Below are 17,585 nucleotides of genomic sequence, written 5' to 3'. Positions count from 1 at the left end.
GACATGAGTATATTATAATATTCCAAATAGTTAAAAAAAGGTTTAACAGGTTTTATATGTAAAAATTCTATATTTTATCCAGCCTGATAACATCAAAAAGGACAGGCGATATTTATTAATAATTTGCATGATTTTGTGTTTTATTCAAGATCGGAAGAATTAAGAGTATTTATATTTATGGTTTTCGGAGGAAACAGCCATGAGTTACGATGATTGTTATGATAATGCCAGAAACAGATATTATAACGCTTGTTCTGAGATTAGCAGTTGCCAAAACAGAATAAGTGATTTGAAAATACAGAGGCAACAAAAAATCAATCTTATTAATCGGCTTAAAACCGATATCAAAAATCATCAGGAGGCACTTGAGGGAGTAAGCCAAATAATCAAGAATGATGAAAAAATGAATAAGAAAATTCTAGACGTTACCAATAAAACCGACCAGGCATCTGTTAATTTTATCGGTATGGTAACTTCCAGCGATGTAACCAGCAAAGACCTGAACGATGTCTACAACGATGAAATGACGGATACAAAAAGTGCATTGAATAACATCTTTGAGAACCTTAAAACAAAAAAAAGCAATTTAGAAGCCAAAATTATAGATTTACAAAATCAATTGCGGCAAGCTGAATCCGAATTGCAGGATATTAATGATAGAATTGTTGCAACAGAGTCCAGTTTGCAAGATTGGAAAAGAACTAAGACTAATGCCTCCTATGATATGGAATATTATAGGCGAAAAATGAACGAGGCGGTATAATACATAAAACAGAGGTGGGTAGATGGCAACTATAGAGCTATATGCCAATAAAATCAACCAAATGCCAGGGTTGATAAAAGACATTAAAAAATCTGTAACCAATTATAAATCAGAGTTATCCGCGCTTAAGACAAAATCTTTAACAATCAATAAAAGCGTATGTAATTTGGACGATATCATCAATTCCATACAAACGTCTTCGCAAACCCAGGAACAGAAAATCACTTCCCTTGACACATTTAACAATAACAGCGAAGAGTTCATATCAGACGCTGTCCGCATTGACGGTGATGCGGCTGAAATTATAAAAAAGCGTAAAGATGATTTTTACGATAAATACAATTATTTAAAGCCGGAATGCGAAAAAAGCGGCTGGGAGAAGTTTTGCAATGGTTGTGAATCGGTTGGCGAGTGGTGTAAGGAACACTGGGTAACGATAGTTACAGTTCTTGTTGTAATTGCCATTGCTGTTCTTGCCGTTGTCACGTTTGGTGTTGCGTTAGCTGCGGTAGCGGCTATTGCAGGTATTATTTCTTTGGTTCTGTGCGCTGCGGATGTAATATGTATGATTGCAACTGGGGGAAAAGATCTTGCGACCGTTTTTCGTGAGAATGGTTGGAATGTTTTAGCAGATATTTTCCAGGGCATATCAATCGGATGTGATATTGTTTCGATAGCATTTCCTGCCGGAGCTGCAATAAAAGCGATGGCCAAGGTTGGAGTTAAAACATTTGCGAAGGCATCATTTGAAGCAGTGAAAATTGCATTTAGAGGAGCAATTGATGATGTATTTAAAAGCGGCTTTAAAAACGGTTTAAAGAATCTGGGTAAGATTGCTTTCAAAACATTTATATTTGACATTGATGATTTAACCCGTATGGAAAATGGTAGTCGTGTTTGGAATTTGAAGGCGGAGCCACTTACCATGCAGAGTCCAAATAAACACTGGATAATTTCCGGAGATCAATTCATACCAAATCCTGATACTATTCCGGGGAAGTTTAATCCTGATGGATTATCGATGGAAGAAATACTGGGAAAATATGGGGTTGGATCTATTCCGATGAACAAAAATGGCACTCCTGATTTTTCCAATGTTTCGGTAGCTGATGTTCCGATTAGTATGAAGAATCTTGAGTTTGATGTTGAGGGTGTGTTAAGCGGGCAAATCAGCAATAAAGAATTTAGCGACCTGCTAAGAGATATTAATTATGCAAATGCAGAGACTGCATTACCGGAAGGCACGACGTTGAATTCGCTGAAAGAACAATTTGGCGTCTTACTTACTCCCCATGAAGATTTAAGTATGAAGAGAGTCTTCTATGTTCCAAGCGAAATACACGGAAATCTTGGACATACAGGAGGGATTGGTAATTACAAGTTTAATTTCTTACAAATACCGGATATAAGCAGACTCGTCGGAGACAAGATTACACAATTTGGCTTTAGATTTGGTTCAGAAAGTGTAGCTGGCGCAGCAACTGGAAATTGAGAGGGGATGTAAGCAGTGTTTGGAAAGAAAAAAAATAAAGCAGTTAAATGTAAAGTTCATCCAAGTCTCGGTGAAATACTATATGTGGGAATCGGATGGAAAAAAACAGAAAAGATAAAGGTGACGTTATGGAGTAAGACCTATGACATCTCATTATGTTTTATCGCAAAAACAGTGGAAGAAGATGTTAAAGAAAAGCAAGTGGCTTCACTGGAAAAGCTCAGAAACGTGGTTAATGAACAGAAAAACCAAATAGAAAAAATAATTATGAAGTGCTTTGAGTGTGACAACGAAGAAAATTCAAGTCACAGATTTGTTCCTGAAGAGATTCTTATCAGCCAAAATGGAGAGTGTGCGCTATTTTACAAAGATGCAGATGAGGAAGATTATGACGACCTTGGTGCGGGTTTTGCGATGTTTTTACTACCCAAATTGATGAGTCATTTTCCTGAAAATTGTTTGGATTATATACTAGGTCACGAGGATTCCTTTATTGAGAAAGATCTTTATGGAGGTAGTGATTTATGAACATAAAAGAGATAATAGCCGATTCCCATCTTGCCTTGAGATTGGAAAAGCAAGCAATAGCTCTGGACAAAGATAACCCTAACACCTACAAGAACAATTTGGCGTCTTACTTACTCCCCATGAAGATTTAAGTATGAAGAGAGTCTTCTATGTTCCAAGAGAAATACACGGAAATCTTGGACATACAGGAGGGATTGGTAATTACAAGTTTAATTTCTTACAAATACCGGATATAAGCAGACTCGTCGGAAACAAGTTAACACAATTTGGATTTAGATTTGGTTCAGAAGGTGTAGCTGGCGCAGCAGCCGGAAATTGAGAGGGGATGTAAGCAGTGTTTGGAAAGAAAAAAGATAAAGCAGTTAAATGTAAAATTCATCCAAGTCTTGGTGAAATAAAATATTTGGGAATCGGATGGGAAAAAACAGAAAAGGCAAAGGTGACGTTATGGAGTAAGACTTATGACATCCCATTATGTTTTATCGCAAAAACAGTGGAAGAAGATGTTAACGAAAAGCAAGGGGTTACACTGGAAAGGTTCAGAAACGTGGTTAATGAACAGAAAAACCAAATAGAAAAATTAATTATGGAGTGCTTTGAATGTGACAACGAAGAAAATTCAAGTCACAGATTTATTCCAAAAGAGATTCTTTTCAGCCAAAATGGAGAGTGTGCACTATTTGCCAGAGATGCAGATGAGGAAAATTATAACGACATTGGTGCGAGTATTGCGATGTTTTTGGTACCCAAATTGATGCTTGAATATCCTGAAAATTGTTTGGATTATATATTAGGTGGCGGGGGGTTCTTTATTAAGCAAGAACTTTATGGAGGTAGTGATTTATGAACATAAAAGAGATAATAGCTGGTTCTCATCTTGCCTTGAGATTGGAAAAGCAAGCAATAGCTCTGGACAAAGATAACCCTGACGCCTGCAAGAACAATTCGGCGTCTTAATTACTCCCCATGAAGATTTAAGTATGAAGAGAGTCTTCTATGTTCCAAGTGAAATACACGGAAATATTGGACATACAGGAGGCGTTGGTAATTACAAGTTTAATTTCTTACAAATACCGGATATAAGCAGACTCATCGGAAACAAGTTTACACAATTTGGCTTTAGATTTGGTTCAGAAGGTGTAGCTGGCGCGGCAACCGGAAATTGAGAGGGGATGTAAGCAGTGTTTGGAAAGAAAAAAAATAAAGCAGTTGAATTTAAAATTCATCCAAGTCTCGGTGAAATAAATTATGTGGGAATCGGATGGAAAAAAACAGAAAAGATAAAGGTGACGCTATGGAGTAAGACCTATGACATCTCATTATGTTTTATCGCAGAAACAGCAGAAGAAGATGTTAACGAAAAGCAAGTGGCTTCACTGGAAAAGTTCAGAAACGTTGTTGAAGAACAGAAAAAACAAATAGAAGAATTAATTATGGAGTGCTTTGAGTGTGACAGCGAAGAAAATTCAAGTCGCAGATTTGCTCCTAGAAAGATTCTTTTCAGCCAAAATGGAGAGTGCGCGCTATTTTACAAAGATGCAGATGAGGAAGATTATGACGATCTTGGCGCGGGTTTTGCGATGTTTTTGCTACCCAAATTGATACTTGAAGATCCTGAAAATTGTTTGGATTATATACTAGGTGGTGAGGATTCCTTTATTGAGAAAGATCTTTATGGAGGCAAGCAAAAATGACACTCCTGAGCTTTCTTGTGTTTCGGTAGCTGATGTTCCGATTAGTATGAAGAATCTTGACATTGATACGGAAATCTTGGGGTGATGAAGGTTTCGTTTTAATTATTGGTTCCGAATTAGATATTATGCCTCAAGACGAACATTATTGATTATACAAAGAGGATAATAATACATAAAACAGAGGTGAGTTGATGGCAACCATTGCGTTATATACCAATAAAATCAACCGAATGCCCGGATTGATAAAAGACGTTAAAAAAACTGTAGCCGATTATAAATCCGAATTATCCGCGCTTAAGGCAAAATCTTTAACAATCAATAAAAGCGTATGTAATTTGGATGATATCATCAGTTCCATACAAACGTCTTCGCAAACCCAGGAACAGAAAATCACTTCCCTTGATACCTTTAACCATAACAGCGAAGAGTTCATATCAGACGCTGCCCGCATTGACGGCGATGCAGCTGATATTATTAAAAAGCGTAAAGATGATTTTTATGATAAATACAATTATTTAAAGCCGGAATGTGAAAAAAGCGGTTGGGAGAAGTTTTGCAATGGTTGCGAATCGGTTGGCGAGTGGTGTAAGGAACACTGGGTAACGATAGTCACAGTTCTTGTTGTAATTGCCATTGCAGTAATAGCCGTCGTCACCTTCGGCGTTGCAATAGCGGCAATAGCAGCAATAGCCGGTATTGCTTCGCTGGTCTTATGTGCTGCTGATGTAATATGTATGAGCGCAACCGGGGGAAAAGACCTTGCGACCGTTTTTCGTGAAAACGGTTGGAATGTTTTAGCAGATATTTTCCAGGGCATATCAATCGGATGTGATATTGTTTCGATAGTACTTCCTGCCGGAGCTGCAATAAAAGCCATGGCAAAGGTTGGAATTAAAACATTTGCCATGGCATCACTTGAAGCAGTGAAAATTGCATATAGAGGAGCAATTGATGATGTATTTAAAAGCGGCTTTAAAAATGGCATGAAAAATTTGGGTAAGATGGCTTTCAAAACATTTATATTTGACATTGATGATTTAACAAAAGTAGGAAAAGGCGGCAAAAGAGTGTTTGATATATGGGAACCTACAGTTATTCCTAAAGACGCTCCGGTAACACCTAACAAGCACTGGACAGTTGACGGTGCTCAGCTGATACCTAAATCTGGCACTACCCCGGGATTGAGCAATCCAAATAAACTTTCAATGGATGATATAATGGAAAATCATGGTTATGACTCGATTCCTCGTATGGAAAATGGAAACCCTGACATATCTAGAATTCAATTGGATGAAGTAAATATTAAAGGTATGACAGACCAACGACTAAATACTAAGGATATTAACGGCAATACCGTAAAGGGGAATTTTGCCAAAGCAGATGATGCTCTAAAGATAAAAACGAAACCAGGTTTTACAATTGCTGATATAGAAAAACAAACTGGTTTAAAATTAACTTGGCATGAAGATATAAATTTGAAAACTATGCGTATTGTCCCATCTGATATACATAATAACCTAAGACATGTTGGGGGAGTTGGAAATTACAATTTTGTTACTGGAAGAATTCCAGACCAATTTAATAATATTTTGGAGAATATAGCCAAGTTTTCATTAAGAAATACAGTTAACTCACCAGCACATTAACATGAAAAAGATGTTTTAAGGGGGGTTTTAGGAATGAAGAAAGCGGCATACATTTTCTCTCTTATATTAGTATCTATTTTCGTTATTGTTTTTGTTATATGGACAAGAATTTCTGAAAATAGATGGATTGTATATCTCGCACCTTTAATGCTGATAGCAATTATTTTTGTAGCGTTATTTATTATAGAGATGATAAGTAAAAAGAATAAAAGAGAGGTGGATAGTAGCATGAAAAATACATTTAGTTTACCTTCCTCTATTAAACTATTATTGTGGGATAGGCTTTTCAATGTGGAAATTTCATATGCTAAGGAATTTGAAAAAAACAATGTTACAGATGTTCAAAAGATTCATTTCGAATCTTTACAGAATATGATAGAAAGCAAACGTCATGAAATCGAGCGTATTCTGGAAAAATATTATATTGAAGAATATGAACTTGAAGATAAACAAGTTTTAATTTCAGAGTTGAAACCGCAAACTTTGATAGTCACAAGAAAAGATCAATGCGCATTAGCTGGATACGGTCCTGAAAATGGTGGTGATGAAGGTTTCGTTTTAATTATTGGTTCCGAATTAGATATTATGCCTCAAGACGAATATTATCGATTATATAGAGAGGATATAACATAGGTAATCTCAGAAAATTCGGTGCTGTGACAGGTGGTATTATGGGAGGGGTATCAAGTTATGCTTCCGGAGGCTCGGTTTTTGAAAGGAGATAAATAAAAATGAATGAGCAAGTAAAAAAGCTGATTAAATCAATGGATATTAACCCTCCGGCATCTGAAAAAGGCATAAGCGATGTCGAATTGGAAATGGGTATAAATTTCCCTGTTCAATATAAGGAATTTATGTTGGAATCAAATGGTGCAGAAGGGAGAATTGGTGAAAACTCCTACTTAGCAATTTGGTCGGTTGAAGAAATTGTGCCATTAAATAAAGATGCTAAGGTCGAAGAGTTCACCCCAGGATTAGTCTTTTTCGCTTCAGATGGTGGAGGGATGGCATACGCTTTTGATAAAAGAGAAGAAAATGTATCGATTGTTGAAATTCCCGATGATTCAATTCATATTGAGGATGCGAAATTAATTGGAAAGACATTCAATGAATTTTTGCAAAACTTATACAATGTTTAGGAGGTTTTAAAATGCTTGATACATCAAACGTGTCAAATTTGCTTGGCAGTTCCCGCCTTGCCTTTTTAAATCAGGAAAACGAAACAGCGCTAAATCTGGCTAAGCAAGCTATAAAACTAGAACCCAATAATCCCGACGCCTACAAATGCGCCGGAAATGCCTATATGTCCTTGGAACGCTATGACGAGGCGGTCAAGAACTACAGCCAGGCGGTTAAATGCGATTCGAATAACGGCAACAGGTATTACGATTTAGGATTTGCGCTTGCCACCGCTGAAAAGTTGGCGGATGCTCTGAAAAACCTTGCCAAGGCGGATGAGTTAGGCTGTATCCCGGAAAATCTTGTCCAGCTTTACAACTTGCTCGGTATTGTTTGCTTTGATATAGGAAGATACGATGATTCCCTGGTAAACTTAAGTAAAGCGGAGCAGCTTATCGGCGTTGATATGGATATCCTTCAACGTAAAGCTATTGTATACGGTATCAAGGATGATATCAGGAACGGGCTTCTGACAGCGAATCAGATTAAGTTGATTGCTCCGTCCGAATATATCGGCTATAAAATAGCATTCAAGCTGCTGGTTCAGTCAAAGCGTTTGGATGCTGCGCAGAAGGAACTGGAAAAAGCCCAAAAATACACAGCTCCAACGATGGATTTCTATTTTGACTGTATGGCTTTTGAGCTCGAGAAATATCAAACGGATAAAAACAAGGAGCATTTTAGCGCTGCTCTCGGCATCATCGAAAAAGCGCTGAAAACGGTAAAACCGACGGTGAATGGCGTGATTGAAAGCTACATAAACGCCGCGGAGATATATCTGCAGCTCGAAAATTCAGCCAGAACCATCGACTGCCTTAACGCGGCACAAAATCCGGTTGGGGCCTATAACAACGGATTCGATATAGTCGAAGATAGTTTGGAACCCGCCACCTTAACCGAGTATGACATCGAAGATATGATTGAAGCCGATAAGCAAAAAATCGCGGACCAATTTGGCGATTATGGCTTTGAGGAAATAGTCGAGAGTATTGAACCGGATGAAGAGGGTAACAGGGACTATTTAACTGAAATTGAGGATGGACCTCAGGATAATATATCAGTACATAAGCTGGACGAATCGGATAAAATTGAATATTCACCTGACAATATAGACCAAATAAACAGGCTTTATGTTGGCACATATACCATAAAGAAGGACTTTGAGAAGGTTATTGAGTATGCCAGAAAATTACAGGCAAGCGAAAATCTGCATAACACGTACATAGGGAAATATACCGAAGCAAACGCCATGAAGGAGCTTGGTTCACCGGATTCGGCGGCAAAATATGAAGAAGTAATCAAATTCTTCAGAAACACCATGATTAAAGATCCGACGGATATAATGGCCGTCACTTTCCGTATCCAGTGTTATATTGATATCGGGAGTTACGATGAAGCCGAACAAATTTGCAGCCTTTTAACAAAGGAAATAAAAGAGCCGCTGCTTGAAAAAATAAAAGAAGCAAAGACAGGGGGTGATTAATATTGGCACTATCACAAGATATCCTCCTTGATGATGCAGCTTTTTCTACCGCAGCATCTGAAATGGCAGCCTTAAAAACCAGAACTGAAACCCTTAAAACGAAGCTTGAAGAGATGTACAAAGAGCTGGCAACAGCACTGGATACGCCTGCTGGAAAGCAAGTTGAAATAACCGCAGGGAAAGTCCTGATTAAACCGATTGAAGATCTTTTACTTGTAATTCAGCACATTTCCGACACTTTAACCGAGATAATCGGGACAGGCCACTATAAGGATGTATTTATCAAGTTTGAACAACTTAACCAAAGTGTTACATTTAATTAATTTAATTTAGGAGGGGTTATTTATGGCAATGGGAAATACAGGTACTGTAAACATCACACCTGAGATGATGAGAAACGCATTGAATGTGATTGAGGAGTACCGAACAAACACAGGCAATATGCACACACAATTAGGCGACACATTGACTACGTTGCTTTCAAGCAGTTTCAGCGGCAACGCGGCGGACGGTTTCAAGATTTTCTATGATAAAAATATTGAACCGGCTGTTGGCGAAGGCTTGACAAAGCTGTTAGATGCCTTGAAGCAAATTGTGGAAGAGACTTTAAAGGCTATTCCAGACGTTAATGGTTTGGATGACCAACTCGCTGACGGAAATAAACAATAATAAAAAGGAGTGATTAATAATGGCCGGTTGCAGAATAGTTAATGCAGGCATGGTTACGGCAGTCTCAACAATTGCGGATATTTCAGGAAAGTATAAATCTGCTGGCGAAGCGTTTATTAAGGATTTAAATGATGCGATTAATGAAATGGAAGGAGCAGCCAAGGACGCGCTTAAGAATTTCATTGATACTGATGTGAATCAATTTGTAGCTGTAGATTTACCAACTGCGGTTGATGGTATGTCTAAATTGCTTGAAGGCAATAGGGATAATTTTGAGAAGGTCGATGCGCAAATAGCGCAGAGCATAAGTGGTGGCTAACTATACAGAATAGGATTAAAGTCATCTGATTCAACGAACAAAACAGCAATGTTCCAGTACGTTTTGTGAAATTGGATTGCAATTTCAACATATTTAAATATAAAATATCAAGCCATAACCATGCGTAAAAGCATGGTTATGGCTTAATGAAAGTTTTTTAAGAAAGGGTGGGTTCGTTATGGCATTTAGAATACTTGACAATGAAGAAATATCTTTGCTTGACGAAAATCAGCGGAAACAATATGAAAATGAATTGGAAATATACCTGTTAAGGGTTGCTTTTGTTGAACGTCTTGATGAGCTTGAAAATGCCACTATCCCGTCATATGAGCCTAAATTAGAATCAATTCTCGTCATAAACGGAATTGAAGTTAAACCTTTTACGAGACAGGAATATATACTGTCTGCCTGTGAACCGATAGTTAAGCCGGATTTGCAAGTTAACCCGTTCGAAATGGCTGAACCAATTGTGCCTGTTTTGCCTATGCTCTCAAAGCGGCCTGAGGTTTATGTTGAACATATAAGTAAGGTGGAAGGCATTCTGCCGGAATTGCCGTCAATCAGCAAACCCGCTGCCCCAGACAAGCACTTTGAAAAAGCTGAGATAAAACACCCTGATTTACCTGCGGTTGCTAAGTTAAGCATTGCGGTTAAATCTTATAAACATTCAGGAGAAATCAGACCGGATTTGCCGACCGTTATTAAACCGGCAGCTCAAACAGATTTCTTTTTTAAATCGGTCTGTATTGATTATTCTGATATAAAAGAAAGCATACCGGATGTCTTTATGCCAAGAATAGAGTTAAATCCTTTTGTTATGCTGGAGAAAACTTGGCATAGTTTACCGGAAGTGTCTGTTCATTTTGCCGATGTAAGAGACTACAGAAAGCCGGAACAGACAGAGGTTGTGTTGCCTCGAGTAGCTGAGCCCAATATTAATACTAATTATTTCAAAAAAGTAGAACCAATTAAGACAAATTTGCCTCAGTTAAACGATATAGCCCAAGTTAAAGTGACATTTAGAAAGCCCGAACAGTCCAATGCTAAATTGCCTACAGTTGTAAAACCAAGCGTTAATGTTCAGTCATTCAAGAAAACAGAACTAACTGGATTGTGTTTGCCTGAAACCAAGAAAATTAGTATTCAACCGAAAGATTTTAGCAAACCGGAACTTCCAGTTCCTGCTTTGCCGTCAATAGCAAAATTGAATAGCGAAATAAAGTCTTTTGAAAGACCTGAATATAAAAATCCTGACTTGCCAATAGTTGCAAAAATGGGAGTCGTAACAAAGACATTCAAGCAACTAGAAATAACCCAGTTTCACATTGTTGCTTCCTCGTGTCCAACTGTTAATGTCAACCCGTTTGCAAAGATTGAAAGCAAGGCTGACGGATTGCCTGGCAGAATTGTTGTAAACATACCCGACGCTTATGAGAAATTAAGACAACTGTTCCCCACGATGAATGGAGAATCCGGAGTTTTGGAAGGAACAGACTTATGAAAAACAATGAGATTATGATATCAATGAAATTTGTAAGCGATAGTATTTCTGACGAATTATCTTTTCTTGTATTAAAGGATATCACTCTTAAAGCACTTATCGAATCAATATATTACGGATTAAAAAAAGTAAGCGATTACGAAAAACATTTTAATCTGCTGGAAGAATATTTAAAAACTCGGAAAGAGTTACAAGTACTATATAATTCAAAAAATGATTTCAATATCATTGACTTCACCGAAGAGATTGATGGCACAAGAATATTGGATAAAAAATTGGACGAAATTGGATTTGTAACATCCAGTTGTGTTTTATTTACCCCGGATATAAAAGTAATGCCTTCGGCTTTATTCAAAAAAACTGAAAACAGCTATATACTGAAATCTGATAATTCTCTTGAATATAATATAAGCTCGCGGCGACTGAATGTCATTGAGTCGTCAGTAATTGACATTATTCCACCCGGTGATATGCCGAAAAAGAATAAATCCTCCTTCCTCGACGTAATTATTCCTACTGTGTTGTCTACAGGTGGGATGTTAGTGGCTCGCTACCTTATCATATTGTTCGCACCAAGCGCCTCAAGCATGGGAAATACTATGATCTTGATGTCGGGTGCGATGGGTGTCGTTGCGCTCGTAACATCTCTGTATAATTTTATGAAACAAAAAAACGATTATAAAAAGAATGTTAAGGAATGGAAAGATAATTACGAAAATTACATTCATAGAAAAATAAATACGATAAATGAGTGGCAAAAAAGCGATATAAAATACCTAAACAGTGTATATCCAAGCATGGATACACTATTTAATAATACCTCGGAAATTAACAGCAGTATTTTTTCCCGCTCGCAAAACGATAATGACTTTATGATGATATCCCTTGGTATGTCAGATGAGGTTAAGCCCCTGTTTGAGATAAAAAGCGAGAAAAAAGATAACATTTTTTACGATATATACTACAAAAAAATCGGGAATAAAATCAAAATACTGATTCCATCAAAAAAGGATGAGAAGAGACGTAAAAAATTATCGCCCGCAGACAGAGCTGAGGAAGATAAAAACAAGTTTTTGCTTACAGATTTGGCTTATAACTTTGCAAATAAAGGCGTTGATTTAAGCGACAGCAATGAAATTATCGGCTTTAACTATTTAAGGAGTGACGATGATAGCAAGCCGCCATTGCTACTAGACTTAAAATCTTGCGGTGCATTGGGGGTAATATCCAATGACTGCCAGACTTCAAAGAATTTTATTCAGCATATCATATTTGAACTTGCGTATTATCATTCTCCTGAAGATTTACAGTTTGTGTTTTTCTTCGATAAAGAAGATGACGCTGCAAAGCAAAATGAAATTCTGCAAAATTATAAATATTTGCCACATACCAACGAACTTTTTGATGACATTTCTCAATTCGTATTTGATAAGGCCGCTTCCGGTGTTGTTTTCGGTCAGCTCCTTAGCATAATGAACGAGCGTTTCAAATCAAGGAGCGACGAAAAGGAAGTGGGGAACTCAAATCAAAAGCAAACTCAAATTGTTTGCGTTGTTTTTTATGATTACGACATTAAAGAAACCGGTTTTTCAAAGTTCCTGCCCGAGGTACCTAAAGAGGGTGAACCCTATGTGAATTCAAACGGGCTTACCTTCATTTTCATACAGTCCGTAAAAGACAAGCTGCCTAAGTATTGCGGCAATATTGTTGATATTGACAAGGACAATCCGAAGGGGAGAAGAAGTAGCTTAAGATACAATGTCTTAAGCAGAGAAACCCTTAACGTTTTAAGCGAGGGCAAAGATGATAAATCCAAAGCTGATGATACGGATAAACTAATTGAGTATAAGCATTTCCAAAATGACTACATATTTTACGAGAAAAAGTATAAAGAAAAATTCAACCAGGCATTTAAACAGCTGAGTGCCATTTATTATACGAGAATTGCCGAAAACGGAAAAGTTCCTTCAATGGTTACTCTGTTTGAACTTTATGGTTATAACTCGGAAAAGGTACAAAATGGCGAGGTAAAGAAAAGCATACTGGAAAGTTGGAAAGACATAGATAAAAACGACGTTACCCGCAATCTTTGCGTAGCGGTTGGAAAAAATGAGCACGGACCAATGTATCTTGATTTGTATGAAAAAGCGGACGGACCGCATATGCTTGTCGCCGGAACGACAGGATCCGGAAAATCCGAAACAATAATCACCTACTTGATTGGCTTGTGTATGAAGTTCTCTCCGATGGATTTGAATTTGATGCTTGTTGATATGAAAGGTGGCGGTTTTTCTGACCGATTGGGAAGTTTGCCTCACTGCGTCGGAGCCGTAACGGATACTGCTGGCGAGGAGGAAGGAACTTCCGCGGCATACATGTTAAAACGCTTTCTTGAATCCCTTAATGCTGAAATAAAGAGGCGCAAACTGTTACTTTCGAGCTTGGGTGTTGACAATGTTGACTCGTATATCCGAGCGCTCCGCATTATTATGCAAATAAAGAAATTGAAATCTCAACCTAATAACGGCGGGATAATAGACAAATTAAAAAAGAAGCTTAATGAGAAGCAAGCCGGGGCGTTAGATAAGGACTTAAAAGAGTTTTCCCCTCTTTCTCACCTTGTCTTGGTTGTTGATGAGTTTACCGAGCTAAAGCGTTTTTCCAGCGAAAGCAGCGACACTGATTTTATTGCTGAAATTACCACAATTGCGCGTGTAGGACGAACCCTGGGCTTTCACATCATTCTTGTTTCGCAAAATATTGAAGGCGCAATTACAGATGATATCAGGGTGAACTCAAAGGCAAGAATATGCCTTAAGGTTGCAACTAAACAGGCATCAAAAGAAATGATAGACAGCCCGGTTGCGGCTGCTCCTACAATGCCGCTGAACGGCCGCGCTTATTTGCTTGTCGGTACGGGAACAAGGTTCGAATATTTCCAATCAGCCTATACCGGCGCCAACAAAAACCTAAATATCGAGGCACCTGTGGTTGTAACGCAAGTCCCTAATTCGGGCAAGTTTAACGATAAATTTTATTCGTCAAAAAGAGATAATGAAAATGAAAAGAAGAAGAACGAAAACATTAACGAGCATGATACTCAGCTTGAATATATAACCAGTACAATCATTGAGATGAGCAGAGATATGGAAAAACCGCGTCAGATATTTTTACCGTCGCTACCGGGGAAAATTTTTGATGAAACTAAATGGGGGTAATAAAAATGAGCCTTGAAAAAATGCTATGTACATTAGGCATATTTGACATTCCTATTATTCAATTACAGCCGCCTTTTGTTGTTGATATGTTGGATTCCAACATAGCCTTATTCGGATCTGCCATGAGCGGAAAAACAACTTTTGTCAAAACGTTGGTCAATATTCTCCATAAGCAATATGACGAAAGACAAGAGCAGGTATTTATTCTTGATTTTGGCGGTGCTTTATTTGAGTACAAAGACTTGCCATTGGTTTCCGCTTATTTTGATAACACAAACGAGGAGTATGTTAAGCGTGTTTTCAAGATTATGGATAACATCTTAAAGGATAATATCAAAGAATTAAATGGTAAAAACTATCGGGATTCTGATGTTCAGCCTATTCATACCACGTTTATAATCGATAATCTTAACGCATTTATGGATGAACCCAGATATACTGCATATCACGAAAAATTGGCAAAACTATGTCGTGACGGATTATCAAAGGGGATTACGATTGTTGTAACAGCGGTTGATACAAAAGGTGTTACATCTTATCTTGGGGGCTTTAAACAAAAAATTGCTTTTGAAATGCCGGGAGATAAATATGCGGAAATTTTTACGGGCAAGGTCAGTTTAATAGGAAATAATCCCGGTCACGGATTTGCAAACGTAACGGTTAAACCGGAAGGTGTTACGGGCACATTCCGAATGAATTTGCCATATGAAGTCCAATGTACCCTTCCCTATAAACAGAAAAATACCAATGGGAGTGCGGACACAGAAGAAAACTTCATCGAAAAAGTAAAGCAGAAATTTAATTTTTTAGAAGACAAGTACCAAAAATGCGTGAAAAAATACCGGACGTTTCCCAAAGAGCTGACCAGAGAAGAATACGAGAAACTAAAACAATATTCCAATGATGAAGCTAAGGAATTAAAGCTTCCTGTAAGTGTTGGCCTGGATTATGTTGATTTTTATCCCGTAACTGTTGATTTGGAACAATCGCATGTTATTGCCATTTACGGTAAAAAGGAATTCGGCAAGACTAATTTGCTTAATCTGCTGCTAAGCGGGTTTATCCAGCAAAAACAAGAAGCTCGAATCTTGTTTTTCGATGACGGACGAAATCAACTTGAATCTGTCTATAATAGCTTTAAAGATAAACTGGACTGCAAGTTGATAAATAAGTTTGATGAAATAGAATTGGCTTTAACCGACGGCTCAAAAAAGATTAGAAAACTATCGCCGCTTCAGCAATTCTATGTATACTTGAATGAGAACTATTTAAGCCTTGATAAACCAAATTATTTGGCAGATATTTATGGCCTCAGTAAAGTTTCATCTAAAGAATATCTTACAATACCGGACTGTAATGTTGAGCAAGCACCATTTACAGTGTTTGTAATACAAAGTAAATTGATTTATTTGAATGCAAGCGAGAATAAGCGTTTCATTAATGCCATTTTGCCTCAGTTATTAGCCGTTGCGGAAGAACGAGGATATTTGTTTGTATTTTCTGATGTGCAAAAGTTCAGTGATGCCGAACAAAATTCCTTTTTCAATAATATTATTTCCACTGTCTTTTTGCTTGATAATATTGCTGAATTTGCGGGAGAACGCGGGCAAAAAACTATATTTGGCAATATGGACGTTAAATCCTTAAAGGAAGATTATGCCAGGTGCGAAAAAGGCGATGGGTACTTCTACGATGTTGAGGCGGATAATTTATCAAAGCTAAAATTTATTAAATATTAAAGGGGTGACTAATTATGGCAGATGCTAGTTTCATATCAGCTGATATTGATAAGATTGCACAATTTCAAGAAAAGAGTGCGGAAGCGATTACCGAATTTGATGCCATCAAAACAAAGTTTGATGAAATTAATGCAACATTGCTTGGCAAATGGAAGGGCGAGGGTGCCGATGCGTATAAAGCCGAAACTGATCATATACTTGAGAAAATCGGTGGGATTAAGGATATTCTGGACGGAATAAACAATGGCGTTGTTAATGATATCAAGGATAACTATTTGAAACTTGATGAGCAACTAAGCGAATTCAATAAAAATCCGCAGTCTGCTGAGTAGGGTGCGGGCGATTAATGCGATCTTACCCTCTATTAACAATGTATAATACGTTTTTGAGCGGCGAATTTACCATTCGGCTACGTTGAAGCCGTTTGTAAGGCACAAAGCCTTCCTTCGCGTCTTCGCCTTGCCGCAAGCCAAATTCTCTCGCGCAAAAATCTCCGACCTCACACCGGGAAATTTTGGCAGTTTTCGAGGCGGATGGACGCAGCCTTGCTGATGCAAGGCAAGGACGACAACAAAGAAAAGTGACAAATAGCCGGTGTGAGGCGTGTTATACATTGTCAATAGAGGGTAGTAATGGGAGGATAAAAATATATGGGTAAGCCATCAATTGGCACTGCTCAAATTCCTGCGCCGGAAAAAGAAAAAAAGCAGGTAATCAAAGAGCTTACTGTGCTTAAAGAAAATTCGAAAGAAACAATATATAATTTGATCTTTTCTGAAATATCAGTCGAAAAAACGGGAAATGACAAGAGATAAACCCGAACAGAAATAAGTTGGAGGTGAGATTGTGGCGACCATAGCGTTATATGCCAATAAAATCAACCAGATGCCCGGGTTAATTAAAGACGTTAAAAAATCTGTAACCAATTATAAATCAGAGTTATCCGCGCTTAAGACAAAATCTTTAACAATCAATAAAAGCGTATGTAATTTGGATGATATAATTAGTTCCATACAAACGTCTTCGCAAACGCAGGAACAGAAAATCACTTCCCTTGACACCTTTAACAATAACAGCGAAGAGTTCATATCAGACGCTGTTCGCATTGATAGCGATGCAGCTGATATTATTAAAAAGCGTAAAGATGATTTTTACGACAAATACAATTATTTAAAGCCGGAATGTGAAAAAAGTTGGTTAGAAAAGCGCTGGAATGATTTAAAGTCAGTTGGCGAGTGGTGTAAGGATAATTGGAAAGCAATCGGTAAAATTCTTATTGCTGTTGTCATTATCGCAGCGTTGGGAATTGCGACAGTGTTGACAGGCGGCATTTTAGGGGTTATACTGGCTGGTG

The 17,585-nt window shown here is 37.8% G+C and carries 19 protein-coding genes and 1 pseudogene; all 20 read left to right on the top strand.

Features of this window, described 5'->3' with window-relative positions:
• The first annotated feature begins 199 nt into the window (after positions 1–199).
• Positions 200–763: a She9 / Mdm33 family protein gene (locus tag CLHUN_RS20455; RefSeq protein ID WP_080066551.1), complete on the top strand. Its 564-nt coding sequence runs from the start codon at positions 200–202 to the stop codon at positions 761–763.
• A 22-nt stretch (positions 764–785) separates the two neighbouring features.
• A complete protein-coding gene (locus CLHUN_RS22390; RefSeq protein ID WP_207559192.1) occupies positions 786–2,255 on the top strand; it encodes a hypothetical protein in 1,470 nt (489 codons plus the stop codon).
• Between the two features lie 15 nt (positions 2,256–2,270).
• A complete protein-coding gene (locus tag CLHUN_RS20445) occupies positions 2,271–2,783 on the top strand; it encodes a hypothetical protein (RefSeq protein WP_080066550.1) in 513 nt (170 codons plus the stop codon).
• Positions 2,780–2,914: a hypothetical protein gene (locus CLHUN_RS22750; protein WP_278247568.1), complete on the top strand. Its 135-nt coding sequence runs from the start codon at positions 2,780–2,782 to the stop codon at positions 2,912–2,914. Before CLHUN_RS20445 ends, CLHUN_RS22750 begins: the two co-directional genes overlap by 4 nt.
• A gap of 2 nt (positions 2,915–2,916) precedes the next feature.
• Complete coding sequence (locus CLHUN_RS20440) at positions 2,917–3,102, top strand: hypothetical protein (RefSeq protein ID WP_080066549.1); 186 nt, start codon at positions 2,917–2,919, stop codon at positions 3,100–3,102.
• A gap of 15 nt (positions 3,103–3,117) precedes the next feature.
• Complete coding sequence (locus CLHUN_RS20435) at positions 3,118–3,630, top strand: hypothetical protein (RefSeq protein WP_080066548.1); 513 nt, start codon at positions 3,118–3,120, stop codon at positions 3,628–3,630.
• A 334-nt stretch (positions 3,631–3,964) separates the two neighbouring features.
• Complete coding sequence (locus CLHUN_RS20425; RefSeq protein ID WP_080066546.1) at positions 3,965–4,477, top strand: hypothetical protein; 513 nt, start codon at positions 3,965–3,967, stop codon at positions 4,475–4,477.
• 191 nt (positions 4,478–4,668) lie between these two features.
• On the top strand, positions 4,669–6,123 hold the full coding sequence (locus CLHUN_RS20420; protein ID WP_080066545.1) for an HNH endonuclease: 1,455 nt from the start codon (positions 4,669–4,671) through the stop codon (positions 6,121–6,123).
• A 33-nt stretch (positions 6,124–6,156) separates the two neighbouring features.
• Entirely contained in the window at positions 6,157–6,756 is a 600-nt protein-coding gene (locus tag CLHUN_RS20415; protein WP_080066544.1) for a hypothetical protein, read from the top strand.
• A gap of 98 nt (positions 6,757–6,854) precedes the next feature.
• Positions 6,855–7,262, top strand: a complete 408-nt coding sequence (locus tag CLHUN_RS20410; RefSeq protein ID WP_080066543.1) for an SMI1/KNR4 family protein — start codon at positions 6,855–6,857, stop codon at positions 7,260–7,262.
• A gap of 11 nt (positions 7,263–7,273) precedes the next feature.
• Positions 7,274–8,785, top strand: coding sequence for a tetratricopeptide repeat protein (locus CLHUN_RS20405; RefSeq protein WP_080066542.1), 1,512 nt, complete (start codon positions 7,274–7,276; stop codon positions 8,783–8,785).
• Positions 8,786–8,787: 2 nt separating this feature from the next.
• Positions 8,788–9,108 (top strand): hypothetical protein, encoded by a 321-nt coding sequence (locus tag CLHUN_RS20400; protein ID WP_080066541.1) that lies wholly within the window; start codon positions 8,788–8,790, stop codon positions 9,106–9,108.
• A 22-nt stretch (positions 9,109–9,130) separates the two neighbouring features.
• Positions 9,131–9,454 carry a hypothetical protein gene (locus tag CLHUN_RS20395; protein WP_080066540.1) on the top strand — a complete coding sequence of 108 codons (324 nt, stop codon included), beginning with the start codon at positions 9,131–9,133 and terminating at the stop codon, positions 9,452–9,454.
• A gap of 19 nt (positions 9,455–9,473) precedes the next feature.
• The gene (locus CLHUN_RS20390) at positions 9,474–9,773 is read left to right on the top strand and encodes a hypothetical protein (RefSeq protein ID WP_080066539.1); all 300 of its coding nucleotides are present in this window, start codon (positions 9,474–9,476) and stop codon (positions 9,771–9,773) included.
• Between the two features lie 178 nt (positions 9,774–9,951).
• The gene (locus tag CLHUN_RS20385; protein WP_080066538.1) at positions 9,952–11,274 is read left to right on the top strand and encodes a hypothetical protein; all 1,323 of its coding nucleotides are present in this window, start codon (positions 9,952–9,954) and stop codon (positions 11,272–11,274) included.
• On the top strand, positions 11,271–14,492 hold the full coding sequence (locus CLHUN_RS20380; RefSeq protein ID WP_080066537.1) for an FtsK/SpoIIIE domain-containing protein: 3,222 nt from the start codon (positions 11,271–11,273) through the stop codon (positions 14,490–14,492). Before CLHUN_RS20385 ends, CLHUN_RS20380 begins: the two co-directional genes overlap by 4 nt.
• Before the next feature lie 5 nt (positions 14,493–14,497).
• Positions 14,498–16,231, top strand: coding sequence for an FtsK/SpoIIIE domain-containing protein (locus CLHUN_RS20375; RefSeq protein ID WP_080066536.1), 1,734 nt, complete (start codon positions 14,498–14,500; stop codon positions 16,229–16,231).
• 14 nt (positions 16,232–16,245) lie between these two features.
• Complete coding sequence (locus CLHUN_RS20370; protein WP_080066535.1) at positions 16,246–16,563, top strand: WXG100 family type VII secretion target; 318 nt, start codon at positions 16,246–16,248, stop codon at positions 16,561–16,563.
• Between the two features lie 318 nt (positions 16,564–16,881).
• Positions 16,882–17,046: a hypothetical protein gene (locus CLHUN_RS22215; protein WP_165755811.1), complete on the top strand. Its 165-nt coding sequence runs from the start codon at positions 16,882–16,884 to the stop codon at positions 17,044–17,046.
• Between the two features lie 31 nt (positions 17,047–17,077).
• Positions 17,078–17,585, top strand: a pseudogene (locus CLHUN_RS20365) (hypothetical protein); the annotation flags it as partial.

The organism is Ruminiclostridium hungatei (assembly GCF_002051585.1).
In the GTDB taxonomy this organism is placed as follows: domain Bacteria; phylum Bacillota; class Clostridia; order Acetivibrionales; family DSM-1351; genus Ruminiclostridium; species Ruminiclostridium hungatei.
This window is presented reverse-complemented; position numbering and strand designations above follow the sequence as displayed.

What these genes read in the sequence shown, in the direction of transcription:
- CLHUN_RS20455 (WP_080066551.1), top strand. Translation starts at nt 200, where the DNA reads ATGAGTTACGATGATTGTTATGATAATGCCAGAAACAGATATTATAAC.
- CLHUN_RS22390 (WP_207559192.1), top strand. Translation starts at nt 786, where the DNA reads ATGGCAACTATAGAGCTATATGCCAATAAAATCAACCAAATGCCAGGG.
- CLHUN_RS22750 (WP_278247568.1), top strand. Translation starts at nt 2,780, where the DNA reads ATGAACATAAAAGAGATAATAGCCGATTCCCATCTTGCCTTGAGATTG.
- CLHUN_RS20440 (WP_080066549.1), top strand. Translation starts at nt 2,917, where the DNA reads ATGAAGAGAGTCTTCTATGTTCCAAGAGAAATACACGGAAATCTTGGA.
- CLHUN_RS20420 (WP_080066545.1), top strand. Translation starts at nt 4,669, where the DNA reads ATGGCAACCATTGCGTTATATACCAATAAAATCAACCGAATGCCCGGA.
- CLHUN_RS20415 (WP_080066544.1), top strand. Translation starts at nt 6,157, where the DNA reads ATGAAGAAAGCGGCATACATTTTCTCTCTTATATTAGTATCTATTTTC.
- CLHUN_RS20410 (WP_080066543.1), top strand. Translation starts at nt 6,855, where the DNA reads ATGAATGAGCAAGTAAAAAAGCTGATTAAATCAATGGATATTAACCCT.
- CLHUN_RS20405 (WP_080066542.1), top strand. Translation starts at nt 7,274, where the DNA reads ATGCTTGATACATCAAACGTGTCAAATTTGCTTGGCAGTTCCCGCCTT.
- CLHUN_RS20395 (WP_080066540.1), top strand. Translation starts at nt 9,131, where the DNA reads ATGGCAATGGGAAATACAGGTACTGTAAACATCACACCTGAGATGATG.
- CLHUN_RS20390 (WP_080066539.1), top strand. Translation starts at nt 9,474, where the DNA reads ATGGCCGGTTGCAGAATAGTTAATGCAGGCATGGTTACGGCAGTCTCA.
- CLHUN_RS20385 (WP_080066538.1), top strand. Translation starts at nt 9,952, where the DNA reads ATGGCATTTAGAATACTTGACAATGAAGAAATATCTTTGCTTGACGAA.
- CLHUN_RS20380 (WP_080066537.1), top strand. Translation starts at nt 11,271, where the DNA reads ATGAAAAACAATGAGATTATGATATCAATGAAATTTGTAAGCGATAGT.
- CLHUN_RS20375 (WP_080066536.1), top strand. Translation starts at nt 14,498, where the DNA reads ATGAGCCTTGAAAAAATGCTATGTACATTAGGCATATTTGACATTCCT.
- CLHUN_RS20370 (WP_080066535.1), top strand. Translation starts at nt 16,246, where the DNA reads ATGGCAGATGCTAGTTTCATATCAGCTGATATTGATAAGATTGCACAA.
- CLHUN_RS22215 (WP_165755811.1), top strand. Translation starts at nt 16,882, where the DNA reads ATGGGTAAGCCATCAATTGGCACTGCTCAAATTCCTGCGCCGGAAAAA.